21 protein-coding genes and 1 other RNA gene are annotated in these 24548 nt (G+C 50.8%); 17 read left to right on the top strand and 5 right to left on the bottom strand.

Annotated features, from left to right (window positions below):
• Window position 1 precedes the first annotated feature (1 nt).
• The 9 genes from bolA to D6C13_RS15010 all read left to right on the top strand — a co-directional run bounded on the left by bolA (window position 2) and on the right by D6C13_RS15010 (window position 10711).
• Window positions 2-316, top strand: a complete 315-nt coding sequence (bolA, locus tag D6C13_RS15055) for a transcriptional regulator BolA (protein ID WP_013576642.1) — start codon at window positions 2-4, stop codon at window positions 314-316.
• A 446-nt stretch (window positions 317-762) separates the two neighbouring features.
• Entirely contained in the window at window positions 763-2067 is a 1305-nt protein-coding gene (tig, locus tag D6C13_RS15045; protein WP_120133538.1) for a trigger factor, read from the top strand.
• Between the two features lie 415 nt (window positions 2068-2482).
• Window positions 2483-3106, top strand: a complete 624-nt coding sequence (gene clpP / locus D6C13_RS15040; RefSeq protein ID WP_056771081.1) for an ATP-dependent Clp endopeptidase proteolytic subunit ClpP — start codon at window positions 2483-2485, stop codon at window positions 3104-3106.
• Window positions 3107-3311: 205 nt separating this feature from the next.
• The gene (gene clpX / locus D6C13_RS15035) at window positions 3312-4586 is read left to right on the top strand and encodes an ATP-dependent protease ATP-binding subunit ClpX (protein WP_120133537.1); all 1275 of its coding nucleotides are present in this window, start codon (window positions 3312-3314) and stop codon (window positions 4584-4586) included.
• Window positions 4587-4777: 191 nt separating this feature from the next.
• Window positions 4778-7132, top strand: a complete 2355-nt coding sequence (gene lon / locus D6C13_RS15030) for an endopeptidase La (RefSeq protein WP_120133536.1) — start codon at window positions 4778-4780, stop codon at window positions 7130-7132.
• 216 nt (window positions 7133-7348) lie between these two features.
• Complete coding sequence (hupB, locus tag D6C13_RS15025) at window positions 7349-7624, top strand: nucleoid-associated protein HU-beta (protein ID WP_013576637.1); 276 nt, start codon at window positions 7349-7351, stop codon at window positions 7622-7624.
• A gap of 164 nt (window positions 7625-7788) precedes the next feature.
• Window positions 7789-9669, top strand: a complete 1881-nt coding sequence (gene ppiD / locus D6C13_RS15020) for a peptidylprolyl isomerase (RefSeq protein WP_120133535.1) — start codon at window positions 7789-7791, stop codon at window positions 9667-9669.
• Between the two features lie 138 nt (window positions 9670-9807).
• Window positions 9808-10191 carry a ComEA family DNA-binding protein gene (locus D6C13_RS15015; protein ID WP_120133534.1) on the top strand — a complete coding sequence of 128 codons (384 nt, stop codon included), beginning with the start codon at window positions 9808-9810 and terminating at the stop codon, window positions 10189-10191.
• Window positions 10192-10309: 118 nt separating this feature from the next.
• Window positions 10310-10711, top strand: a complete 402-nt coding sequence (locus D6C13_RS15010) for a YbgC/FadM family acyl-CoA thioesterase (RefSeq protein ID WP_120133533.1) — start codon at window positions 10310-10312, stop codon at window positions 10709-10711.
• A gap of 84 nt (window positions 10712-10795) precedes the next feature.
• On the opposite strand, the gene queC is transcribed toward D6C13_RS15010, so the two are convergent.
• Window positions 10796-11494 (bottom strand): 7-cyano-7-deazaguanine synthase QueC, encoded by a 699-nt coding sequence (queC, locus tag D6C13_RS15005; RefSeq protein WP_120133532.1) that lies wholly within the window; start codon window positions 11492-11494, stop codon window positions 10796-10798.
• A gap of 109 nt (window positions 11495-11603) precedes the next feature.
• Window positions 11604-13316 carry an SgrR family transcriptional regulator gene (locus D6C13_RS15000; RefSeq protein ID WP_120133531.1) on the bottom strand — a complete coding sequence of 571 codons (1713 nt, stop codon included), beginning with the start codon at window positions 13314-13316 and terminating at the stop codon, window positions 11604-11606.
• 207 nt (window positions 13317-13523) lie between these two features.
• On the opposite strand from D6C13_RS15000, the gene cof reads away from it, so the two are divergent.
• On the top strand, window positions 13524-14345 hold the full coding sequence (gene cof / locus D6C13_RS14995) for an HMP-PP phosphatase (RefSeq protein WP_120133530.1): 822 nt from the start codon (window positions 13524-13526) through the stop codon (window positions 14343-14345).
• Window positions 14346-14510: 165 nt separating this feature from the next.
• On the opposite strand, the gene D6C13_RS14990 is transcribed toward cof, so the two are convergent.
• Window positions 14511-15554 carry a PLP-dependent cysteine synthase family protein gene (locus tag D6C13_RS14990; RefSeq protein WP_120133529.1) on the bottom strand — a complete coding sequence of 348 codons (1044 nt, stop codon included), beginning with the start codon at window positions 15552-15554 and terminating at the stop codon, window positions 14511-14513.
• Between the two features lie 119 nt (window positions 15555-15673).
• Here D6C13_RS14990 and D6C13_RS14985 point away from each other — a divergent pair, with 119 nt between their 5' ends.
• The 5 genes from D6C13_RS14985 (at window position 15674) to amtB (ending at window position 21880) form a co-directional block, all read left to right on the top strand.
• Entirely contained in the window at window positions 15674-16129 is a 456-nt protein-coding gene (locus D6C13_RS14985; RefSeq protein WP_120133528.1) for an Lrp/AsnC family transcriptional regulator, read from the top strand.
• A gap of 135 nt (window positions 16130-16264) precedes the next feature.
• A complete protein-coding gene (locus D6C13_RS14980; protein WP_120133527.1) occupies window positions 16265-18025 on the top strand; it encodes a SmdA family multidrug ABC transporter permease/ATP-binding protein in 1761 nt (586 codons plus the stop codon).
• A gap of 1 nt (window position 18026) precedes the next feature.
• Window positions 18027-19826 carry a SmdB family multidrug efflux ABC transporter permease/ATP-binding protein gene (locus tag D6C13_RS14975; protein WP_120133526.1) on the top strand — a complete coding sequence of 600 codons (1800 nt, stop codon included), beginning with the start codon at window positions 18027-18029 and terminating at the stop codon, window positions 19824-19826.
• Between the two features lie 341 nt (window positions 19827-20167).
• The gene (gene glnK, locus D6C13_RS14970) at window positions 20168-20506 is read left to right on the top strand and encodes a P-II family nitrogen regulator (RefSeq protein ID WP_009639071.1); all 339 of its coding nucleotides are present in this window, start codon (window positions 20168-20170) and stop codon (window positions 20504-20506) included.
• An 84-nt stretch (window positions 20507-20590) separates the two neighbouring features.
• Window positions 20591-21880: an ammonium transporter AmtB gene (amtB, locus tag D6C13_RS14965; RefSeq protein ID WP_120133525.1), complete on the top strand. Its 1290-nt coding sequence runs from the start codon at window positions 20591-20593 to the stop codon at window positions 21878-21880.
• Between the two features lie 150 nt (window positions 21881-22030).
• Here amtB and tesB read toward each other — a convergent pair whose 3' ends face one another.
• Window positions 22031-22897 (bottom strand): acyl-CoA thioesterase II, encoded by an 867-nt coding sequence (gene tesB / locus D6C13_RS14960; RefSeq protein ID WP_120133524.1) that lies wholly within the window; start codon window positions 22895-22897, stop codon window positions 22031-22033.
• A 269-nt stretch (window positions 22898-23166) separates the two neighbouring features.
• On the opposite strand from tesB, the gene D6C13_RS14955 reads away from it, so the two are divergent.
• Complete coding sequence (locus D6C13_RS14955; RefSeq protein WP_120133523.1) at window positions 23167-23748, top strand: YbaY family lipoprotein; 582 nt, start codon at window positions 23167-23169, stop codon at window positions 23746-23748.
• A 72-nt stretch (window positions 23749-23820) separates the two neighbouring features.
• On the opposite strand, the gene D6C13_RS14950 is transcribed toward D6C13_RS14955, so the two are convergent.
• Entirely contained in the window at window positions 23821-24129 is a 309-nt protein-coding gene (locus D6C13_RS14950) for an MGMT family protein (RefSeq protein ID WP_120133522.1), read from the bottom strand.
• A gap of 191 nt (window positions 24130-24320) precedes the next feature.
• Here D6C13_RS14950 and ffs point away from each other — a divergent pair.
• Window positions 24321-24417: signal recognition particle sRNA small type (gene ffs / locus D6C13_RS14945), an RNA gene on the top strand.
• Window positions 24418-24548: the final 131 nt, after the last annotated feature.

Raw genomic sequence — 24548 nt, 5'->3', positions numbered from 1 at the left:
TATGATTCGTGAGCAAATAGAAGCAAAATTAGTTGAAGCATTCGAACCTGCGTTTCTGGAAGTGACTGACGAAAGTTATCGTCATAATGTCCCGGCAGGCTCCGAGAGCCATTTTAAAGTCGTGATGGTGTCCGATAAGTTTATCGGCGAGCGTTTCCTGGCGCGTCATCGTGCAATCTATGGAAGACTGACAGAAGAACTGGCGGGCAGCGTTCATGCACTGGCACTCCATACCTATACCCTGAAAGAATGGGAGGGTTTGCAGGATACGGTTCCCGCTTCTCCACCTTGTCGTGGCGCGGGCACAATGGCGTAATAGTCACGATTTGATTCACAAAAGGCATAAATATCGGTGTTTGAGACGGTAAGACTGGAACTTTCCTTGTCAGATGCGGTATTAGTAGATGCGAATTTCAAGAAACGGCCCGCGGGCCGTTTTTGTTTTTCTTCTGACGGACAGACGGCAAGGTGAAAAGCCAATGCAATGACCGCTTTTTTCGAAGGATCGATTCCCGTGTGAGTTTCCTCCCGCGTAACAGATACCGTCCTCGACTCAATGCGTCTGCATCGCTATAATGTCGCGTCTAATTTTTCCGGAATGGTTTCGGACGCTCTCGAATACAGGGCTACGTTCTGATACAGAACTGTCCCGGTTCTTAGAAGTCGTTTTCAAGGTAAGTTCGCGCACTCGATGCTGCTTCTCATTTTGAGAACGACTTCTGGAGTTGACCGAGCACTGTGATTTTTTTTTGAGGTAACAAGATGCAAGTTTCTGTTGAAACCACTCAAGGCCTTGGGCGCCGCGTAACGATTACTGTTCCTGCTGAAAGCATTGAAAAAGCAGTGAGCAGTGAACTGATCAACGTCTCTAAAAAAGTACGTATTGACGGCTTCCGTAAAGGCAAAGTACCAAGCCACATCATCGAACAGCGCTACGGCGCTTCAGTACGTCAGGACGTGCTGGGTGATCTGATGCAACGTAATTTCGTTGATGCGATCATCAAAGAAAAAATCAATCCGGCTGGCGCACCTAACTACATCCCGGGTGAGTACAAGCAAGGTGAAGACTTCAATTTCTCCGTAGAATTCGAAGTGTACCCGGAAGTTGAGCTGAAAGATCTGGAAAACATCGAAGTTGAAAAACCGGTTGTTGAAGTTAACGACGCTGATGTTGATACCATGCTGGAAACTCTGCGTAAGCAACAAGCTGACTGGAAAGAAACTGACGCTGCAGCCACTGCTGAAGACCGCGTAACTGTTGATTTCTCCGGTTCTATCGACGGTGAAGATTTCGAAGGCGGCAAAGCCTCTGATTTCGTACTGGCTATGGGCCAGGGCCGCATGATCCCAGGCTTCGAAGAAGGTCTGGTCGGTCACAAAGCGGGTGAAGAATTCACTATCGACGTGAACTTCCCGGAAGATTACCACGCTGAAAACCTGAAAGGGAAAGCAGCTAAGTTCGTTATCACTCTGAAGAAAGTTGAAGAGCGCGAACTGCCAGAACTGACGCCAGAATTCATCAAACGTTTCGGCGTGGCTGATGGTTCTGTTGAAGGTCTGCGTGCTGAAGTGCGTAAAAACATGGAACGCGAGCTGAAAGGTGCTGTTCGTAACCGCATCAAAACTCAGGCAATCGACGGTCTGGTCAGCGCTAACGAAATCGACGTGCCAGCTGCACTCATCGACGGCGAAGTCGATGTTCTGCGTCGTCAGGCTGCACAACGTTTCGGCGGCAACGAAAAACAAGCGCTGGAACTGCCACGTGAGTTGTTCGAAGAGCAAGCTAAACGTCGCGTTGTTGTCGGTCTGCTGCTGGGCGAAGTGATCAGCCAGCACGAACTGAAAGCTGACGAAGATCGCGTAAAAGCGCTGATCGAAGAAATGGCTTCTGCGTACGAAGATCCACAAGAAGTGGTTGAGTTCTACAGCAAAAACAAAGAGCTGATGAACAACATGCGCAACGTCGCTCTGGAAGAACAAGCGGTCGAAACTCTGTTGTCTAAAGCGAAAGTGACTGAAAAAGCCACTACCTTTACTGAGCTGATGAACCAGACTCAACCTGCATAAATTTATGCACGTTGCTGAACCTGTTTACAGGTTTGCTGCTTAAGCCCGCAGTTTTTACTGCGGGCTTTTTATTTGTTTAAATCAGCTATTTTTAGTTTTTGACTATTGTTTTTGCACTATATTTATCAATATAAGGCACCGCCGACGTAGAAACCTCACACTAAGCTCCTCCAGAATGGTTTTTTCAGGGTTTTGGAGAGCGTGAGAAAAAGAAATATTCCTGCAGGCTTGAAAAAAGGGGCTAAATCCCCCAATTGATAAGAACGAACCCAGGTAAATTTGTAGTTAAAATCTGACTGATAAAGACCGTCAGGCGTGTAAATGGCGACTTGGCCGCTTGAGCATAGTCATGTGTGCCTATCTCAAGTAGAATCGGTTTTAAAGAGCGCCAAACAGAATCTATTAGGAGACGGTTATGTCATACAGTGGTGAAAGAGAGCAATTTGCACCAAACATGGCGTTGGTACCCATGGTGGTTGAGCAAACTTCACGGGGCGAACGTTCATACGACATCTTCTCCCGTCTGCTTAAGGAACGCATCATCTTCCTGACAGGTCAGGTTGAAGACCATATGGCTAACCTGATTGTTGCCCAGATGCTGTTCCTGGAAGCAGAAAGTCCGGAAAAGGACATTTACCTTTATATCAACTCGCCGGGTGGCGTGATCACTGCCGGTATGTCGATTTATGACACCATGCAGTTCATCAAACCGGACGTCAGCACCATTTGTATGGGGCAGGCGTGTTCAATGGGGGCATTCCTGTTGACCGCCGGTGCAGAAGGCAAACGCTTCTGTCTGCCAAACTCACGTGTGATGATCCACCAGCCACTGGGCGGTTTCCAGGGCCAGGCGACGGACATCGAGATCCACGCGAAAGAAATTCTGAAAGTGAAATCACGTATGAATGAGCTGATGGCGAAACATACGGGTAAAACTCTTGAAGAAATAGAGCGTGACACTGAGCGTGACCGTTTCCTGTCGGCTGATGAGGCTGTACAGTACGGGTTAGTTGACTCCGTATTTACCCATCGCGCCTGACGGCTTATTTCTGTCGGGCTGATGGTCTATAGTTATACTCATACGGACGTCTCAAAGGCAGGTTTTGTCTCAAACAAAACCTGCCTGGAATGAGTCATAACAGGAATGAACAGACATCAGCCCATCATGCGGCTGTTGTGTAATATGGTCGTGCCGGGGTGTTACTGTTACGCTGCGGGACTGATACTAAAGAAGAGGTTTACTGATGACAGATAAGCGCAAAGACGGTTCAGGAAAGCTGCTGTACTGCTCTTTTTGCGGCAAAAGCCAGCATGAAGTTCGTAAGCTGATTGCCGGGCCGTCAGTGTATATCTGCGATGAATGTGTCGATTTATGTAATGACATTATTCGCGAAGAGATTAAAGAAGTTGCGCCACACCGTGAACGCAGTGCATTACCGACGCCGCATGAAATTCGTCAGCACCTTGACGATTATGTTATCGGTCAGGAACCTGCGAAAAAAGTGCTGGCTGTGGCTGTGTACAACCACTACAAGCGTCTGCGTAATGGCGATACCAGCAACGGTATTGAATTAGGCAAAAGCAACATTCTGCTGATCGGGCCGACGGGTAGCGGTAAAACGCTGCTAGCTGAAACCCTTGCGCGTTTCCTGGATGTGCCATTTACCATGGCCGATGCCACCACGCTGACCGAAGCCGGTTATGTGGGTGAAGACGTCGAAAATATTATCCAGAAATTGCTGCAGAAATGTGACTACGACGTACAGAAAGCGCAACGCGGGATTGTTTATATTGATGAAATCGATAAGATTTCCCGCAAATCGGACAATCCATCTATCACCCGTGACGTGTCGGGCGAGGGTGTACAGCAGGCGCTGCTGAAACTGATTGAAGGCACCGTGGCTGCCGTTCCACCGCAAGGCGGACGTAAGCATCCACAGCAGGAATTCCTGCAGGTTGATACCTCGAAAATCCTCTTTATCTGTGGCGGCGCATTTGCCGGTCTGGATAAAGTGATTGGTCAGCGTATCAACACCAATACCGGTATCGGTTTTGGCGCAGAAGTGAAAGGCAAAGAAGAGAAAGCAACCGAAGGTCAGTTGCTGGCGCAGGCTGAACCAGAAGATTTGATCAAATTTGGTCTGATCCCAGAGTTCATTGGCCGTCTGCCAGTGGTGGCGACCCTGAGCGAGCTGAACGAAGAGGCTCTGATTCAGATTCTGAAAGAGCCGAAAAATGCCCTGACTAAGCAATATCAGGCATTGTTCAATCTGGAAGGCGTTGAACTGGAATTCCGTGATGAAGCGCTGGTCGCGATTGCGAAAAAAGCCATGGTCCGTAAAACCGGTGCCCGTGGACTGCGTTCAATCGTAGAAGCCGCATTGCTGGATACTATGTATGATCTGCCGTCTCTCGAAGATGTCGAGAAAGTGGTGATTGATGAGTCCGTGATTGCGGGCCAGTCAGAACCTCTGATGATTTATGGCAAACCAGAAGCGCAACAGGCATCTGGCGAATAATTAGCCAATCTATCCAGAGGGTTAGCCATGAAATGGGGGATTTTGTCCCCCATTTTTTTTTCGCACATTCTTATCGTTGAATGTCGGACATTCATCCCCATATACTCAGTTAACGACTTGCTGAAACCCGTCTGACTCGTGTTTCACGAGATTTCCTTAACCTGGCGGAAGCTAAACTAAGAGAGAGCTCTATGAACCCTGAGCGTTCTGAACGCATAGAAATCCCCGTATTGCCTTTGCGCGATGTGGTGGTTTATCCGCACATGGTGATCCCGTTGTTTGTTGGCAGGGAAAAATCGATTCGGTGCCTTGAAGCCGCGATGGATCACGACAAAAAAATCATGCTGGTGGCGCAGAAAGAAGCCTCAACAGATGAGCCGGGCGTTAATGATCTCTTCTCCGTGGGTACGGTTGCCTCAATATTACAAATGCTGAAGCTCCCGGACGGCACGGTCAAAGTGCTGGTGGAAGGGTTACAACGCGCGCGTATTACGACACTTTCTGACAGTGGCGAGCATTTTGCTGCCCAGGCGGAATATCTGGAATCTCCGGCCGTGGATGAACGCGAGCAGGAAGTTCTGGTGCGTACCGCGATTAATCAGTTTGAAGGCTACATCAAGCTGAACAAAAAGATCCCGCCGGAAGTGTTGACGTCACTGAACAGCATTGAAGATGCTGCACGTCTGGCTGACACCATCGCCGCGCATATGCCATTGAAACTCGCTGACAAACAGTCCGTGCTGGAAATGTTTGATATCACCGAGCGTCTGGAATATCTGATGGCGATGATGGAATCGGAAATTGACCTGTTACAGGTTGAGAAACGCATCCGTAATCGTGTCAAAAAACAAATGGAAAAAAGCCAGCGCGAGTACTATCTGAATGAGCAAATGAAAGCGATTCAGAAAGAACTTGGCGAAATGGACGACACGCCTGACGAGCATGAGGCGCTGAAACGCAAAATCGAAGCGGCCAAAATGCCGAAAGATGCGCGTGAAAAAACCGAAGCTGAGCTGCAAAAGTTGAAAATGATGTCGCCGATGTCCGCCGAAGCCACGGTTGTCCGTGGATATATCGACTGGATGCTTCAGGTGCCATGGAATGCTCGCAGCAAAGTGAAAAAAGATCTGCGCAAAGCCCAGGAAGTTCTGGATACCGATCACTTTGGCCTCGAGAGGGTTAAAGATCGCATCCTTGAGTATCTTGCAGTGCAGACGCGCGTCAGCAAAATCAAAGGGCCAATCCTGTGCCTGGTCGGGCCTCCGGGTGTGGGTAAAACTTCCCTGGGTCAGTCCATCGCGCGTGCTACAGGGCGTGAATATGTCCGTATGGCGCTGGGCGGGGTTCGTGACGAAGCGGAAATTCGTGGTCACCGTCGTACCTATATCGGTTCCATGCCGGGCAAATTGATCCAGAAAATGGCGAAAGTCGGGGTGAAAAACCCGCTGTTCCTGCTCGATGAAATCGACAAGATGTCATCGGACATGCGCGGTGACCCGGCTTCTGCTCTGCTGGAAGTGTTGGATCCGGAACAGAACGTGGCGTTTAACGATCACTATCTGGAAGTCGATTACGACCTGTCAGATGTGATGTTCGTGGCGACCTCGAATTCGATGAACATCCCGGCTCCGCTGCTGGATCGTATGGAAGTGATCCGTCTTTCCGGTTATACCGAAGACGAAAAACTGAACATCTCCAAACAGCATTTACTGCCCAAGCAGATTGAGCGTAACGCGCTTAAGAAGAACGAACTGACTGTTGATGACAGCGCGATTATCGGCATTATCCGTTTCTATACCCGTGAAGCGGGCGTGCGTAGTTTAGAACGTGAGTTGTCTAAACTTTGCCGTAAAGCGGTTAAGCAATTGCTGATGGATAAAGATATCAAGCATATTGAAATCAACGGCGACAACCTGAAAGATTTCCTCGGTGTGCAGAAGGTCGATTATGGCCGTGCTGATACCGAAAACCGTGTGGGCCAGGTGACTGGTCTGGCGTGGACCGAAGTGGGTGGCGAACTGCTGACCATCGAAACGGCCTGCGTACCGGGCAAAGGTAAGCTGACCTACACCGGTTCTCTGGGTGAAGTGATGCAGGAATCCATTCAGGCGGCGCTGACCGTTGTACGAGCACGTGCTGACAAACTGGGTATCAACCCTGACTTCTACGAAAAACGCGATATTCACGTTCACGTACCTGAAGGGGCAACGCCGAAAGATGGTCCGAGTGCCGGTATCGCTATGTGTACCGCGCTGGTGTCTTGTCTGACCGGTAACCCGGTTCGCGCGGATGTCGCGATGACAGGTGAAATCACTCTGCGTGGTCTGGTTCTGCCAATCGGTGGTCTGAAAGAAAAACTGCTTGCAGCCCATCGTGGTGGCATCAAAGTGGTTCTGATCCCAGACGACAACAAACGTGATCTGGAAGAAATTCCGGCAAACGTGCTGGCAGATCTTGAGATCCACCCGGTAAAACGCATTGATGATGTTCTGAACTTCGCATTGCAAAATCCGGCTTACGGCGCACTGCCGGTGGCAGCAAAATAGTGACATCAGCTTACACAGTTGAATAAAACTCAGGCTGGCAGGTGAAATCTCACTTGCCAGCTTTTTTTTGTGCCGTTAAGTTAGTCAACGGTCAGAAGGATTCAGGCTGCTTTCAGTCGCTTGCATCGCTCTGACAAGCTTGATATAACAGCAGCGCGGTCACGTCTGCAGGGAAAATGCGGCGTGATGAACGAAATTTAAGAGGGGATGATAAGAGTGAATAAGTCACAATTGATCGACAAAATTGCTGCCGGTGCTGATATTTCTAAAGCCGCAGCGGGACGTGTTTTAGATGCTGTTCTTGCATCTGTCACTGACACCCTGAAAGCTGGGGATGAAGTAGCTCTGGTAGGTTTCGGTACTTTCTCCGTGCGTGAACGCTCAGCACGTACTGGTCGTAACCCACAGACCGGTAAAGAAATCAGCATTGCAGCAGCCAAAGTACCTGGCTTCCGTGCAGGTAAAGCGCTGAAAGATGCCGTTAACGGCTAATTACCTGCAAGCTGACGTTACAACCTTGTGAGTGCATCATTGATGCTTTTTCACACAGGTCTGGTTGTTAAACAATAACCTGACGTCACCGGGCTGGTAAGGTAAGATACAAGGCGCATCGAAAACGGTGCGCTTTTTTTATTACAGCGGAGTGTTGCCTCACTATGATGGACAATTTACGCGCGGCTTCCAACAACGTCGTGCTCAAAATCATTCTGGCCCTGATTATTCTGTCCTTTATTTTGACAGGGGTGGGCAACTACCTGGTCGGCGGTTCAGGCGACTATGCAGCGAAAGTGAATGGTCAGGAAATCGGTCGGGCTCAGTTAGAGCAGGCAGTGCAGAACCAGCGTAACCGGTTGCAGCAGCAGCTTGGAGATCAGTTCTCTGAACTCGCGGGCAGTGATGGTTACATGCAGCAATTGCGTCAGGAATCCCTGAGCAATCTGATTGACGTCACTTTGCTGGATCAGTATTCCAAAAAATTGGGTATTACCGTCAGCGATCAGCAGATCAAAGACGCGATTTTCGCCACCCCACAATTCCAGACTGATGGCCGTTTCGATAACGCCAAATATCTGCAAAGCATCCAGAGCATGGGATACAGCGCGGATAATTTTGCACTGCTGATGAAACAGCAGCTCATCAGTCAGCAGCTTGAGCAGGCTTACGGTCAGTCTGATTTTGTTCTGCCGGTAGAAAGCAAAGCAATGGCTGAACTGCTTTTGCAGGTTCGTGATGTACAAACCGCCATTCTGGACACCGATGCTCTGGCTGCAAAACAGCAGGTCACTGATGCAGAGTTGCAGGCTTTCTACGACCAGAACAAAAACAGCTTTATGTCCCCTGAGCAGGTAAAAGTCAGCTACATCGAAATGGATGCAGCGGCAATGCAGGGCAAAACTGACGTGACGGATGCTGATATCAGCGCCTATTACGACCAGCACAAAAGTGAGTTTGGTCAGCCTGAACGCCGCCGTTACAGCGTCATTGTCCTGAAATCCCTGGCTGATGCCGACGCTGTCGCCGCTGAGCTGAAGAAAGGCACTGACTTTGCCGAACTGGCTAAGACTAAATCTACCGATGCCCTGAGTGCGAAACAGGGTGGTGATTTGGGCTGGATGGAACCGGAAACGACATTGCCAGAATTTAAGAACGCGAAACTGACAACCAAAGGTCAGGTTTCCGGCGTGATTAAATCTGACAGCGGTTTCTTCATCCTGCGTCTTGATGACGTGACGCCTGAGCAGGTGAAACCGTTAGCGGCAGTCCGCAACACGATCACTGACAAGCTTAAGCAGGAAAAATCACTGGATGCTTACTACGCGCTGCAACAAAAAGTCAGCGAAGCTGCCACCAATGATAATGAATCTCTGGCTTCAGCCGAAGAAGTGGCAGGTTCTAAAGCGTTGCATACCGACTGGTTTACCCAAAACCAAATCCCTGCTGGCATCAATTTTAAACCTGTCGTACAGGCGATTTTTGATGGCGGTCTGATTGGTCAGGACGGTTCGCCGGGCAGTAACTCCGATATCATTACTGTTGATGGCGATCGCGCCTTTGTGGTTCGTGTTGATGCGCATAAAGCTGAAGGCGTGAAACCTTTCGCTGAAGTGAAAGATCAGGTGACGACGCTGGTTAAACGCCAGAAAGCGCAGGATCAGGCACGGATGGATGGCGAGAAACTGCTGGCTGCCCTGAAAGAAGGTAAAGGCGATGACGCGATGAAAGCGGCAGGCCTGAGCTTTGGTGCTTCGCAGAAAGTCCAACGCAGCCAGCAGCCTTCTGCCTTTGAATCTAACGTTTACGCCTTGCCACAGCCTCAGAAAGGCCAGCCGGTATATGGTCTGACTCAGGACAACAGAGGAAACAGCGTACTGGTCAAACTGAATGCTGTGACACCGGGTACCGTTCCTGAAACGGATACCGCACGCTTCAATCAGGAGATGCAACAAACCTCCTCGAACGTGACCTTTGATGCCTTGCTGACCAACCTGCGTCAGGAAGCAAAAATCAAATACGGTTCAGCCGCACAAAACCAGTAAACGCCGCAAAGTGTTGCAACGCGTTGCAACAAACAAAGGCCGCTTTCGCGGCCTTTTCCATATTTGAAACTTGCCCGTTGTTCGCTTTTTCTGCCTGGTGCACTCTCTGCGTGCTGTCAAACACATGGAGGATACAGCATGAAAAAATTAGGCATTACATCACTTTCGTTGGCTCTGGCGCTGGGACTTTCTACTCTGCCCGTTATGTTACACGCGGCACCCAATGCCACCAGTCCTGTGGCGACTACCACGGCGGCACCGGTCACGGCCGCGGGGAAAGTCTCAGGCCCGCAAGTGAAAAAGGAGCAGGTTGCGGCAACAGATGAAAGTACCGTCAACATCAACACTGCGACTGCAGAAGAGTTTGCCAAAGTGATGAACGGGGTAGGGATGAAGAAGGCGCAGGCCATCATCAGCTATCGCGAAGAGCTTGGGCAATTTACCGATGTGGAACAACTGCGCGAAGTACCGGGAATTGGTGCTGCATTGTTTGAACGTAACAAGGACCGTCTGAAATTGTGACGGATGTCGCGGCGGTAAACCCTTAACGGTTGCCGCCGTTTTCTTCTGCTAATCTCTAAAGACATCTGACCAGTTTGGTTGTATGCCTCAGGCGACTATCAGGAGTTTTTTAACCACTATGCATACCTTTATCAAAGTTCGCGGTTTTCATATCGACGTTTATCAGCACGTCAACAATGCGCGCTATCTGGAATTTCTCGAGACTGCCCGCTGGGAATGGCTCGATAATCAGTCAGGTTTCCAGTGGATGAGCGAAAATAAAATTGCGTTCATCGTGGTGAATATCAATATCAACTATCGTAAACCGGCAGTGCTCGGTGATGTGTTGCGCATTGACAGCAGTATGCAGCAATTAAACGGACGCAGCGGTGTGCTGGAACAGGTGGTGACCTGTGAGGGCGAAGTGGTTGCCGATGCGACGCTGACGTTTGTATGTATCGATTTGCGTACGCAAAAAGCGCTACCGCTGGAAGGTGAGTTGCTGGAGCGATTGCGTGAGCTGGAACTGGAAAGCGATTGATTCGGTTACGTAGTGATATACGTACTGATTAATAAGAAACGGGTGGTCTGAAGGCCACCCGCTTTGCTTCTGGTTTTCGTTAAATCAGTTCAGGCCGGTTTTCTGCTTCAGGCTATTCATCACGCCTACTTTATCCTGCTGGAATTGCTGCAAACCATTGGCGCGCAAATGACAGGCTGCACATTCGCCACAGCCATCGCCGGCAATGCCGTTGTAACAGGTCAGAGTTTTATGGCGAACGAGATCCAGTTGCTGGTAATAATCCGCCAGCGCCCAGGTTTCCGCTTTATTTAGCCACATAAGCGGCGTTTCAAATCGGATATCGCGTGCCAGACCCAGTGAAACAGCCGTGTTCAGCGCTTTTACAAACTCATCGCGGCAATCCGGATAACCGGAGAAGTCAGTTTCACAAACCCCGGTGATCACCGCTTCTGCCTGGATCTGATAAGCGTAAATCGCCGTCAGCGTCAGGAACAAGATATTACGGCCGGGAACGAAGGTGCTTGGCAGTCCGCCGTCATTTTCATCACCGAAGTTAGGCACCGGTATGTTATCGCGGGTCAGGCTGCTGACGGCCAGTTCATTTAATAAACCAACGTCCAGCACTTTGTGCGCACGGGCACTCAGTTCCACGGATAATTTCTGTGCGATTTCAATTTCAGCACGATGGCGCTGACCATAATCAAACGTGACGCAGTGGACTTCGTCATATTGCTTCAGAGCCTGAATCAGACAGGTTGTTGAATCTTGTCCGCCGCTAAAAACCACCACTGCTCTTTTCATTCTGATTACCTGTTGTTGAAACTATTATCTGAAACTCACTGCGCACCGGGCAGCAAAACTGTCCTAATGTTACTTTCCTTTACGGGCAGAGTGTAGTGAAACAGCTCCTTCAGGCACTTTCCGTTGGCAGCGGCGGCGGAACCCAGGCCTGACAAAAATCGAACCAGCCCCAGGCCGTTAGTTGCACACCACTGATACGGGGCGGGGCGCTAACCTGATACTGATAATTAAACAGAGGCGTCACGATGCCAGATTGCATCCATTGAAAGAATTGCTCGCGCAGTTCATCCGAACGGCGGTTTTCCTGCGGGATTTGCTGAGTTTCTGTCAGACGCTGTTGCTGATGCCGGTAATCTTCATCGCGCAGGATCCCCGGCCACAGCGGGTCTTGCTGTAACCAGTTCTCAAGCGATGCTTCGGGAGACTCTCCAATCAGGCGGTCACCGAGCAAAAGGTCCGCTGAGCTGAGTAATGTATTGTCTTCCCAAAGCCTGCCAGCATGATATCTGACCTCAAGTGCACAGCCTTCTTCCGCCAGTTTCTCCTTGAGCGCCTGCGCCACCAGCTCAAATTCCACTGGCGGGTGAAACAGCAAACTCAGTTTTTCGGGCAGCAGAACATCCGCATCGTCATGTAAAGGAATTGGCCAGCCCGGCAGCATTTCTTTGCTGGATCTCACCAGGTCATGATCGATAGGCAAATTATTTAACATGCCGCTGCGCTGGATCAGACGGACAATTTTGCGCGCCTGGGCTTCATTTAACATGCCGCGCTTGAGATTGGCGGCGATATAGCAAAATCCCAGACTGGTGCTGCGCCTGACCGGCTTTACTCGCGATAATTCTTCCTGTTCACCCAGAATGATCCTGACCGGATGCTGACAGCTGACATTGTTCTTCTGTGCAAACAGTTGCGGCGTGATCCAAAACTCAATCGCGGCCAGATAGGGATGCTGCAACGTATACAACGTGTGTTGCTCGAGTCTGACCAGCTCAGGGGAAAAAGTGGTCAGCCGGAAAGGTCCGGCACCAATGTGCGGATCTTCAGGGTGGGAGAGCAGACAATTGAGATCGGCAAAACGATGCGCCAGCCAGTAATCGGGTTTATCGAGATCAAATTGCAGGCATAGCGCATGTGGCTGTGACAGTCTGGTAACGGACGCCAGATGATGTTTTCCGCGTGTAGAATTCTTTAACTGCTGAAAACGGGTCATCAGCTGCGCTGTTTTCAGCGGTTCGCCATTATGCCAGAACAACTGACTGCGCAGGAAAAACTGCCAGGTCTTGCCGTTATTACTGACTTGCCAGTGATGTGCCAGATCCGGCTGTGGTGCAGAATTCCCCGGCACATAGCGCGTCAGACCCGCATGAATGGTATGGGCAAGATGTTGCTCCGCCCGTCCGGTCAGGGTCAGAGGATCCAACGTCTGGAGAGGGCGGTAATAAGGAATGCGCAGTGTAGGTGCATCCTCCTGCCATTGTCCGCCCAGATGCGGAGCCAGCAGGGCATTAAGGTGCGTCGGGTCCAGCTGACTTAATTGCAGTGCTGCAGAATGTTCACCGTTTATCAGTAATTCCTGCAGATAGGTGCCGCGCAAATCTTCAGGTGTTCTCAGGCAGCAGAGCGAGGCACGTTTCCCGCGGCCTGCCTGTGATTTCCAGTCAATCCAGCCTGCATCCTGAAAATGAGTGAGCAAAGTCCGCGTATGACGTTCGCTACAGCAAAAGATTTCCGCCAGTTCTGCCACGGTAAGCTGAACCGGAAACGAGCCGGTTTTGAGATAAAGGCGCTGGAATTGATTCAGGCGGTTTTGCAGGCGCATGATAAATACGGAACCTTATTTTTCAGGCTACTTGTTTGTTAAGCATATTGTTTGTTCAGCATATCGCACCCACGGCGCGCTGGCTTGCACCTCTGGGGTAAAGTGTGAGCTAAAACCGGAACAGTATTCTTAAACTGTTCACTATTAGTTCCGTAAATCCGGGTACATACTTTGAACGTGAAAATTATCCCCGCTCAGAGAGGAAACATGTACCGTTTAGCTGCATTTGATATGGATGGCACGCTGCTTTTACCCGATCACACCCTGGGCGAAAAAACGCTGGCAACGCTGCGTCAGCTGGCTGAAAAACCGGTAAAACTGACATTTGCCACCGGTCGTCATTACCTGGAAATGAAAGATATTCTGGCAAATATCGGGCTGGATGGTTTTCTCATCACCGGTAACGGTACGCGCATTCATGATTTAGCCGGGCACCGGCTGCACGCGAGCGATTTGACCGAAGATTGTGCGCATGAACTTCTGCACACACAGTGGGATACCCCGGCCAGTCTGCACGTATTCCGCGATGACGGCTGGTTTACCTCGCTCGATGATCCTGATTTACTTATCCCGCATCAGTTCAGTGGTTTCCGCTACCAGTTACAGGATCTGCGTTTATTGCCAGATTCAGGAAACAGTAAAGTCTGTTTCTGCGCGCCTCACGAAACCCTGCTGGCGTTGGTTCCTCAGTTGAAAGCGCATTTCGGCCCGCGTCTGGATCTGTGTTTCTCAGCGGCAGATTGTCTGGATGTGCAGCCTGCGGGCAGCAATAAAGGCAGCGCGCTGGCGCTTCTGACGGCGGGACTGGGGATTGAAATGTCAGAATGCATGGCCTTTGGCGATGCCATGAACGACAGAGAAATGCTGGAAGGCGTCGGGATGGGATTAATTATGGGCAACGCATTACCGGTGCTGAAAGAGCAATCACCTCATTTACAAATCATCGGGCATTGCCGCAATCAGGCTGTGTCTCACTTTTTGCAACACTGGCTGCACACTCCACACCTCACCTATTCCCCCGAATATTAAGGTATTGCAGCAAGCCGGGCTCTTCTGTCCCGGCTTTTTTCCTCATCATCCTTCAAACTACAACTGCGTTAGCTGCATTCTTTCACCCAAATCACTTACATTTGTAAGCTCATCGGGATTCATTCATTTGCTGCCTTGTTGTAGCCCGAATGATTTCGAGGAAATTCAGTTGAGTCCTTCCAGTTGTGCCGCATATACCGACATATCGCCGATATTCTTCGCCACCCAGTTGTCATCAAAATAGGTATTCAGATAACGTTCGCCGCTGTCGCAAAGCAGGGTGACAATCGAGCCGGTTTCGCCTTTCTCACGCATTTGTTTTGCCAGCTGCAAAGCGCCCCACATATTAGTGCCCGTCGAACCGCCGACTTTGCGTCCCAGTACCTGCTCAAGCCAGCGAACGGTCGCCACGCTTGCGGCATCGGGTACCTGCATCATGCTGTCGATAACGTCCGGGATAAATGACGGTTCAGCACGCGGGCGCCCAATGCCCTCAATGCGGCTGCTACATTGCGCGGTGACGCTGGCGTTACGTTGCTGATAGTAATCGTAAAATACGGAATTTTCAGGATCTACAACCACCAGTTCGGTATCGTGCCCCTGATAGCGGATATAGCGGCCGAGCGTTGCCGAGGTGCCGCCGGTGCCGGCACTCATCACCAGATAACGCGGCACCGGATGCGGTTCGCGGGACATCTGACGGAAAATACTGTCGGCAATATTGTTGTTCCCGCGCCAGTCAGTCGCGCGCTCTGCGTAGGTAAACTGATCCATATAATGGCCGTTCAGTTCTCTGGCGAGCTGCTCGGAAGCGGCATAAATCTGGCCGGAATTTTCGACGAAATGACAGCGACCGCCATAAAATTCAATTTGCTGAATTTTACGCGGGGCGGTGCAGGAAGGCATGACGGCAATAAAAGGCAGACCGAGTAATCTTGCGAAATAGGCTTCTGAAATGGCGGTGCTGCCCGAAGAGGCTTCAATGATGGGCGTATTTTCGCGGATCCAGCCGTTGCACAAACCATATAAAAACAGTGAGCGTGCCAGGCGATGTTTCAGGCTACCCGAAGGATGCGTACTTTCATCTTTCAGATACAACGAAATCCCGGGGAAGTCGTTCAGTGCGAGACGAATTAAATGCGTATCGGCGGAACGTTGAAAATCGGCGTCGATTTCTTTAATGGCGTGAGTGACCCAGGAATTGCGCATGTTGCAGGCTCATGAAAGTGTTTTGATGAGATAAGAATAACGTAATCATCAGAGAAATAAGTTACTCTTTGATCTACGGATTTACTTATTTGTAGAATTATTTTCTCCAGGAGTACCTCGTGGTAGATAAAATTGACCTGAAGCTGTTATCGCTGCTGCAAAAAGATTGCACCCTTTCCCTGAACGAACTGGCGGAGGCCGTCAATCTCACGACCACCCCTTGCTGGAAAAGAATCAAGCGCCTCGAAGATGACGGAGTTATTTGCGGCAAAGTGGCGTTGCTGGATGGCGATAAGCTGGGGCTGAGTCTGACGGCATTTGTGCTGATCAAGACCCAACATCACAACAGCGAGTGGTATCAGCGATTCGTGCAACAGGTTGAAGCGTTTCCGGAAGTGCTGAGTTTCTACAGAATGGCCGGAGAATATGATTATTTATTGCAGGTGCAGGTTTCCGATATGAAAAGCTACGACAACTTTTACAAGCGACTTGTGAATGGCATTCCAGGACTGAACGATGTGACCTCCAGTTTTGCGATGGAGCGCATAAAATCGACCACCGCATTGCCAATTTAATGCAAAAGTTGCAGTAAAAAGTTTCATCAGAAACGCCTGTTAACTCTGTTATCCTTGTCAGCCTGAAGAGGTAACGGGTATTTCGGATATCAGTTAACTCAATAAAATCATTATTATTTGTATGGAAAACTCTGCGTGAGACTGTTTGCACAATTAGGCTGGTACTTCCGTCGCGAATGGCGCCGGTATCTGGGTGCCGTCGGCTTGCTGATCATTATTGCTGTCCTGCAATTATTGCCGCCAAAACTGGTCGGCATAATCATTGATGGCGTAACGTCAAAACAAATGTCTTACAACGTGCTTTTCGCATGGTTAGGTCTGATGCTCGGCACGGCGATAGTCGTTTACCTGCTGCGCTATGTCTGGCGCGTGCTGCTATTCGGTGCTTCATATCAACTGGCCGTGGAGCTGCGACAAGATTATTTCCGCCAGCTCAGTCGCCAGCATCCAGCTTTTTATTTGCGTCACCGCACCGGCGATTTGATTGCCCGCGCCACCAATGATGTCGATCGCGTGGTCTTTGCCGCAGGCGAGGGCGTTTTGACGCTGGTGGATTCAATGGTCATGGGGTTTGCCGTACTGATTGTGATGGCAACCCAGATAAGCTGGGAACTGACGCTGCTTTCGCTGGTGCCGATGCCGGTGATGGCGATCATTATCAAGCGCTACGGCGATCAGCTTCATTCCCGCTTTAAAACCGCGCAGGCGGCGTTTTCCTCGCTTAACGATCAGGCGCAGGAAAGCCTGACCAGCATCCGCATGATCAAAGCCTTTGGTCTGGAAAATCATCAATCCTCGCAATTTGCCGATGTAGCAGCAGACACCGGTGCCAAAAACCTGCGTGTAGCCCGGGTTGATGCGCGTTTTGATCCGACGATTTATGTCTCCATTGGTATGGCAAATCTTCTGGCCATCGGCGGTGGCAGCTGGATGGTGGTCAACGGTCATCTGACACTCGGTGAACTGACCAGTTTCGTGATGTACCTTGGGCTGATGATCTGGCCTATGCTGGCGCTGGCGTGGATGTTCAATATTGTAGAACGCGGCAGTGCAGCCTACAGCCGTATCCGCAGCCTGTTGCAGGAAGCGCCGGCAGTGGCTGATGGCACAACCCCTTTACCGGCGGGGCGCGCGGTGCTTGATGCCCAAATCAAAAACTTCCATTATCCCGAAAACCAACATGCGGCATTAACTTCCGTGGCTTTTTCCCTGCAACCGGGGCAAATGCTGGGTTTATGTGGCCCTACGGGATCCGGCAAAAGTACCTTGCTCTCTCTGCTCCAGCGTCAGTTCGATGTGACCGAAGGCGATGTGCGTTATCACGGATTGTCGCTTAAAGAGATCCGCCTCGATGACTGGCGCGCACGACTTGCCGTCGTCAGCCAGACGCCTTTCCTGTTTTCGGATACCGTGGCGCAAAATATCGCACTGGGTCGCCCGGATGCCACGCAGGAAGAAATTGAAGAAGCGGCACGACTGGCCAGCGTTCACGATGACATTCTGCGTTTGCCTCAGGGTTATGAGACTGAAGTCGGTGAGCGTGGCGTTATGCTTTCGGGTGGCCAGAAACAACGTATTTCGATTGCCAGAGCACTGCTGCTGAAAGCGGAAATCCTGATCCTTGATGACGCGTTGTCCGCTGTCGATGGGCGTACTGAACATCAGATCCTGCAAAACCTTCGCCAGTGGGGGAGTGACAGAACGGTCATAATCAGTGCTCACCGGCTTTCTGCGCTGACCGAAGCCAGTGAGATCCTGGTATTCAGTCACGGAAGCATTTCACAGCACGGTAGCCATGATGAACTGGCTGCGAAGCCAGGCTGGTATCGCGATATGTTCCGCTATCAGCAACTTGAAGCTGCGCTGGATGATGTGCCGGAAAAGGAGGCGGAATAACATGGCTGAACAAAAAGTAAGTAAAATCCAGAAGCTATGGCCGACACTGAAACGTCTTTTGGGATATGGCAAACCTTATCGTAAGCCTCTTTCTTATGCCGTCCTGATGTTGTGGATAGCAGCAGCAGCGGAGGTTACCGGCCCGATCCTGATCAGCTTCTTTATCGATCACTATGTGGCGAAAGGTGAATTGCCCTGGGGAAAAGTCAGTTTGCTGGCGCTGTGTTTCATCTTTCTGCAATTTCTCGCAGCAAGTCTGCACTATTTTCAGGCGCTTCTGTTTAACCGTGCTGCGGTCGGTGTGGTTCAGAGACTGCGCACCGATGTCATGGATGCGGCATTGCGTCAGCCTTTAAGTGCCTTTGATACCCAGCCGGTCGGGCAGCTGATTTCGCGCGTCACTAATGACACGGAAGTGATCCGCGACCTTTATGTCACTGTCGTTTCGACTGTGTTACGCAGCATTGCGCTGATAGGCGCGATGCTGGTGGCGATGTTCAGCCTCGACTGGCGGCTGGCCTCGGTGGCTATCTGCATCTTCCCGGCTGTATTTGTGGTGATGGCGCTGTACCAGATTTACAGCACGCCAGTCGTTCGCAAAGTGCGTGCTTATCTCGCAGACATTAATGATGGTTTCAACGAAGTCATCAACGGCATGAACGTGATTCAGCAATTCCGTCAGCAAAAACGGTTTGGTGAACGCCTGTCTCGTGCCAGTCAGTCGCATTATATGGCCCGTATGCAAACGTTGCGGCTGGAAGGATTTTTGCTTCGGCCGCTGCTCAGCTTATTTTCTTCCCTGATTTTATGCGGCTTGTTAATCCTCTTCGGTTTCAGCGCAGAAGGTTCGATCGGGGTGGGGGTTTTGTATGCTTTCATCAACTACCTCGGGCGTCTCAACGAACCTCTGATTGAGCTGACGTCGCAACAATCCATACTCCAGCAGGCCGTGGTTGCAGGTGAACGTATATTTGATTTGATGGACCGGAGTCAGCAGCAATACGGATCGGACGATAAATTGCTTACCAGCGGCGAGATCGATATCCGCGACGTTAGTTTCGCCTACCGCCCGGACAAATGGGTGCTGGAGAATATTTCTCTGCATGTTCCTTCACGTGGGTTTGTGGCGCTGGTGGGGCACACGGGCAGCGGAAAAAGTACGCTGGCGAATCTGCTGATGGGCTATTACCCGCTGAATAAAGGCGAGATCCGCGTCGACGGACGTAATCTTGCTGACCTCTCGCACACCAGTCTGCGAAAGGGCATTGCGATGGTTCAGCAGGATCCGGTGGTTCTGGCAGAGTCGGTATTCGCTAACGTAACTTTAGGACGCGATATCGATGAAGCGCAGGTCTGGCACGCACTGGATATTGTACAACTTTCTCCGCTGGTGCGTGAAATGCCGGAAGGGCTGAATACGCGTCTGGGGGAGCAGGGCAATAATCTTTCTGTCGGACAGAAGCAATTGCTGGCGATGGCGCGCGTTTTGGTGCAGGCACCGGAAATTCTGATCCTTGACGAGGCAACGGCTAATATCGACTCAGGAACTGAGCAGGCAATTCAGCGCGCTCTGCGTGCTATCCGTCAGCAAACCACTCTGGTTGTTATCGCACACCGTCTGTCTACGATTGTGGATGCCGATAATATTATGGTACTGCATCGCGGGCAGGCCGTTGAGCAGGGCAACCACTTGCAGCTTCTGGCAGAAAAAGGCCGGTATTATCAGATGTATCAGTTGCAACTCGCCGGACAAGAACTGGCTTCGGCTGAGCAGGTAATTCCTTTCACAGAAAACGCATAATCTTTCTGCTGGCGTAACAGGTCCGTTACGCCAGCATACTCTCCCGAAGGTCTTATCTTCCCGCTATAACGGTGTGCGCACCGTATTCATGCAGGCAAAATGCCAGCGATTAAAATCTTGCACTATAAAGCGGCGATGAGCACTTAAATGGTGCGCGTACTGCCGTGCGCTTTATGGCGGAACAACTGTGCGCCTGGTCACGAATATTCTTAAAATGCCATTTTGCGCGGGGATCGCAGGAATCTTTAGTCAGTTTCAAATCTGGCACACCCTTTGCTTTAATCATTGCGTATCGGGCGCGAATCCTCTCGCGGTAAGCCCTTAATTCGAGGAGTGGCACAATGAAGCTGGTTACTGTGGTGATCAAACCTTTTAAGCTGGAAGACGTGCGTGAAGCGCTGTCTGCTGTTGGAATTCAGGGGCTGACCGTAACGGAAGTTAAAGGTTTTGGCCGTCAGAAAGGTCATGCCGAACTTTACCGTGGCGCGGAATACAGCGTGAACTTCCTTCCAAAAGTAAAAATCGACATTGCTATCGCAGACGATCAGCTTGATGAAGTGATCGACGTGATCAGCAAAGCGGCCTACACCGGCAAGATCGGTGATGGCAAAATTTTCGTTGCTGAATTGCAACGTGTTATCCGTATTCGTACTGGTGAAACCGACGAAGCAGCACTGTAATTTCCGGTTTTTATCTCTCATGCCTTCAGGTTTGAGATAAAGCAGATTAGAAAAACAGTTTTGAGAAACAGGGGTGGGTTAATAATGAAAAAACTTTTATCCATGATGGGGCTTGGCGCCGTGGCATTACTGCCTTCGCTTGCCATGGCCGCAGCACCAGCAGTCGCAAACGGTGCTGATAACGCCTTTATGATGATTTGTACCGCGCTGGTATTGTTCATGACCGTACCTGGCGTGGCGCTGTTCTACGGCGGTTTACTGCGTTCTAAAAACGTTTTATCTATGCTGACTCAGGTCATCGTGACCTTCGCACTGGTCTGCGTTCTGTGGATCCTCTACGGTTACAGTCTGGCATTCAGCGAAGGTAACGCCTTCTTCGGCGGTTTCGGCAATGTAATGATGAAAGGCATCGGCCTGGATTCTGTTACCGGCACCTTCTCTCAGATGATCCACGTGGCATTCCAGTGCTCATTTGCCTGTATTACTGTGGCATTGATCGTCGGTGGTATCGCGGAACGTGTTCGCTTCTCTGCGGTGCTGATTTTCACCGTGATCTGGCTGACCTTCTCCTACATTCCGATGGCACACATGGTATGGGCAGGCGGTTTCCTGGCTGCTGATGGCGCACTGGACTTTGCGGGCGGTACTGTTGTTCACATCAACGCCGCTATTGCGGGTCTGGTGGGGGCTTACCTGCTGGGTAAACGTGCAGGCTTTGGCAAAGAAGCTTTCAAACCACACAATCTGCCAATGGTATTCACTGGCGCAGCAATCCTGTATGTGGGCTGGTTCGGCTTTAACGCAGGTTCTGCAAGTGCAGCGAGTTCCATTGCCGCGCTGGCGTTCCTGAACACGGTGATTGCAACGGCTGGCGCAATCCTGTCCTGGACTCTGGTTGAGTGGATGGTTCGCGGTAAACCTTCACTGCTGGGTGCAAGCTCCGGTGCTATCGCAGGTCTGGTTGCCATCACTCCTGCTTGTGGTACGGTCGGCGTCGGCGGTGCTTTGATTATCGGTCTGGTTGGCGGTGTGACTGGCCTGTGGGGTGTGGTCACCCTGAAAAAATGGCTGCGTGTAGATGATACCTGTGACGTGTTCGGTGTTCACGGCGTCTGCGGTATCGTAGGTTGCATCCTGACCGGCGTGTTCACTTCCAGCTCCCTCGGCGGTGTCGGTTATGCAGAAGGCGTCACTATGGGCCATCAGGTCTGGGTGCAGTTCTTCAGTGTTTGCGTCACGCTGGTGTGGTCTGGTGTTGTAGCCTTCATCGGTTACAAAGTGGCTGACATGATTGTTGGTCTGCGTGTTCCTGAAGAGCAGGAACGTGAAGGTCTGGACGTTAACAGCCACGGCGAAAACGCTTACAACCAGTAAGCCAGTAATAATATGATTTCAGAGAAAGTAGTGCGCTAACTCTCTTATCAGGCAGTACCAAACAATAAAATAATGATGATATGCAAAAGGGGCGATAATGATATCGCCCCTTTTTAATGCCTGTTTTTTAACTGCCCATTACCCGCAATTCTATTCAGGCGTTCTCTGGCGGATCACGCCTTCCTGCACCGTTGAGGCAACCAGCACGCCATCACGGGTATAAAACTGTCCGCGTACAAAACCGCGGGCACCCGAAGCGGATGTGCTTTCTACGGCATATAACAGCCAGTCATCCATCCGGAAAGGGCGATGGAACCACATCGAGTGATCGATAGTGGCGACCTGCATGCCCGGCTCAAGGAACCCGATACCATGCGGTTGCAGCGCGGTAGGCAGGAAATTGAAGTCCGAAGCATAACCCAGCAGATACTGATGAATGCGCAAATCGTCCGGCATCTCCCCGTTGGCTCTGAACCACACCGCGCGGTGAGGCTCTTCGACGCTTCCCTTCAGCGGGTTATGGAATTTCACCGGCCGCATTTCAATCGGCTTGTGGCCAATGAATTTTTCGCGGAATTTTTCCGGGATAAGGTGCGCCAGATTTTTGGCAATGTCTGATTCAGAAACTAACGTTTCCGGTGCCGGGACATCAGGCATGGTGTTCTGATGTTCGAAACCATTCTCCAGGCTCTGGAACGACGCGGTCATATAAAAAATCGGTTTGCCATGCTGAACGGCTTTTACGCGTCGTGCGCTAAAACTGTTGCCGTCGCGCAGGATCTCCACGTCATAAATGATGGGTTTACTGCTGTCTCCGGGACGCAAAAAGTAGCTGTGAAAAGAGTGAATGCCGCGATCGACAGGCACGGTTTGTTTGGCCGCGTACAACGCCTGACCGACAACCTGACCACCAAAGACCTGACGTAAGCCCAGATCTTCACTTTGACCACGAAACAGCCCTTCTTCAATTTTTTCCAGATCTAACAGATCCAGCAGATTTTTTAATGCCTGACTCATAGTGGCCTCATGAAAGTTACCGGTGATATTGACCCAAGTTACTCGGGATACCGCAGGCAGGAATGTTCTGAAATACGCCTTCACTGACAGGTCTAACCTGTTAATCATAGTGGATCTTTTGATGGCTCAGAAGTCTTGTTTTACCATCGGGCGGCAAACCTTGGTTTTTTGTGCCATGATTAACGGGTAAGCTGGTTTAAGTCACTAAATTCATCGTCGGCGTTTATTACAGCTTGTCGACAAGCGAATAATAAAAGGGAGTACGATCAATGAAACTTTGGCAGATAGTAGGTGGAACCGCGCTGTCTCTGACTCTTGCCGGGTGTGCACAGCATCATGAGGCACCAGCGCAGCAACCCCCTGTAAATACCGCGGCCAGCCCGGCCACTGAACCTGCGATCACCGGCCCGAACGTTTCGGGTAGTGTGTTCATTAATCAGCGTGTGGCTTTGCCGCCTGATGCGGTTCTGACCGTGACCTTGTCGGATGCTTCGGTTGCCGATGCGCCATCGCGCGTGATTTCGCAGAAAGTCGCGAGAACCCAGGGCAAACAGGCACCGTTTACCTTTATCCTGCCGTACAACCCGCAGGAAATAGCGCCTAACGCGCGTGTTCTGTTAAGTGCGGCGGTGACCATTAATGGTCAGGTGACCTTTGTTACCGACAGCATCAAAGAAGTCATCAATAACGGTCAGGGCACACGTGCCGACCTGCAACTTGTCCCGGTCGTAGCCGTTCCTGTCGCGACCAAACCGAGTGCTCTGGGGCCAATGACTAACCCGTCAAATCCGGGGATGGGCACTGCACCAGCACCGGTAAGCGCAGTTCCGACGCAGTCTGCAACGTACTAACACGTTACTGAACAACCCGTGACTGACATTGATTCAGGCACCGCTCCGGCGGTGCCTTTTAACGATCACCCGCTACCACTTCCAGCCGTACTTCTCTAAATCCACTTTACCTTTCTTAAAGGTAATTCCTTCCGCCAGAAGCGCCTGACGCTGGCGTTTAAAGTCTTCACCTTGCAGGGAAATTTCACCGTGGCGGTTAATCACACGATGCCAGGGAAGCGTGCTGCCTTCCGGTAACTTTTTGAGTACGCCGCCCACCTGACGTGCTGCTCTCGGAGAACCGGCCAGCTGTGCAACGTTGCCATAAGTTGTGACCTGACCCGTGGGGATGGCGGCGATTATCTGGAATACGCGCTGGCGAAAGTTATCGGGCTCTGACATGACATCCTCCTCAGTGTTTGGCGAACAGTATGACGCAAAAAATGTCCTTCTGTCCGCCCTGATTCAGGCGTATTGTTTAAGAAAACAACGGTTGTCGGCGGTTAACTTGCTTTTGCCTCGGGCATCACTGATAATGCCCACCGCTTCGATTCTCTCAGGAGAAATGAAGCCGACAACGTCAATGGGGGCCCTGTTGGTTCTCCCGCAACGCTAACTTGTTAACTCGGTCAGGTCCGGAAGGAAGCAGCCATAGCAGGTGTCGTGTGTGCCGGGATGTAGCTGGCAGGGCCTCCACCAATTTATACCTAAGTACTTAATAAGTAATGATTAAAGTACTGAAAACTCCCTTCCCAAGCCTTAGTGGTACAATTTTGTGTATCACCGTAAGGTTCAGTATGTCTCTTATGCTCTCTCGTCAT

The organism is Rahnella woolbedingensis (genome assembly GCF_003602095.1).
Lineage (GTDB): Bacteria > Pseudomonadota > Gammaproteobacteria > Enterobacterales > Enterobacteriaceae > Rahnella > Rahnella woolbedingensis.
Note: the sequence above shows the minus strand (reverse complement) of the source record. Positions and strands in the feature narration are given on the sequence as shown.

Excerpts from the sequence above, each read along its gene's own strand:
- D6C13_RS14955 (WP_120133523.1), top strand. The coding sequence starts at position 23,167 with ATGAAACTTTGGCAGATAGTAGGTGGAACCGCGCTGTCTCTGACTCTT.
- amtB (WP_120133525.1), top strand. The coding sequence starts at position 20,591 with ATGAAAAAACTTTTATCCATGATGGGGCTTGGCGCCGTGGCATTACTG.
- D6C13_RS15000 (WP_120133531.1), bottom strand. The coding sequence starts at position 13,316 with ATGCGCCTGCAAAACCGCCTGAATCAATTCCAGCGCCTTTATCTCAAA.
- clpX (WP_120133537.1), top strand. The coding sequence starts at position 3,312 with ATGACAGATAAGCGCAAAGACGGTTCAGGAAAGCTGCTGTACTGCTCT.
- D6C13_RS14950 (WP_120133522.1), bottom strand. The coding sequence starts at position 24,129 with ATGTCAGAGCCCGATAACTTTCGCCAGCGCGTATTCCAGATAATCGCC.
- D6C13_RS14990 (WP_120133529.1), bottom strand. The coding sequence starts at position 15,554 with ATGCGCAATTCCTGGGTCACTCACGCCATTAAAGAAATCGACGCCGAT.
- ppiD (WP_120133535.1), top strand. The coding sequence starts at position 7,789 with ATGATGGACAATTTACGCGCGGCTTCCAACAACGTCGTGCTCAAAATC.
- tesB (WP_120133524.1), bottom strand. The coding sequence starts at position 22,897 with ATGAGTCAGGCATTAAAAAATCTGCTGGATCTGTTAGATCTGGAAAAA.
- cof (WP_120133530.1), top strand. The coding sequence starts at position 13,524 with ATGTACCGTTTAGCTGCATTTGATATGGATGGCACGCTGCTTTTACCC.
- glnK (WP_009639071.1), top strand. The coding sequence starts at position 20,168 with ATGAAGCTGGTTACTGTGGTGATCAAACCTTTTAAGCTGGAAGACGTG.
- D6C13_RS15015 (WP_120133534.1), top strand. The coding sequence starts at position 9,808 with ATGAAAAAATTAGGCATTACATCACTTTCGTTGGCTCTGGCGCTGGGA.
- D6C13_RS14975 (WP_120133526.1), top strand. The coding sequence starts at position 18,027 with ATGGCTGAACAAAAAGTAAGTAAAATCCAGAAGCTATGGCCGACACTG.
- queC (WP_120133532.1), bottom strand. The coding sequence starts at position 11,494 with ATGAAAAGAGCAGTGGTGGTTTTTAGCGGCGGACAAGATTCAACAACC.
- lon (WP_120133536.1), top strand. The coding sequence starts at position 4,778 with ATGAACCCTGAGCGTTCTGAACGCATAGAAATCCCCGTATTGCCTTTG.
- bolA (WP_013576642.1), top strand. The coding sequence starts at position 2 with ATGATTCGTGAGCAAATAGAAGCAAAATTAGTTGAAGCATTCGAACCT.
- D6C13_RS15010 (WP_120133533.1), top strand. The coding sequence starts at position 10,310 with ATGCATACCTTTATCAAAGTTCGCGGTTTTCATATCGACGTTTATCAG.
- tig (WP_120133538.1), top strand. The coding sequence starts at position 763 with ATGCAAGTTTCTGTTGAAACCACTCAAGGCCTTGGGCGCCGCGTAACG.
- clpP (WP_056771081.1), top strand. The coding sequence starts at position 2,483 with ATGTCATACAGTGGTGAAAGAGAGCAATTTGCACCAAACATGGCGTTG.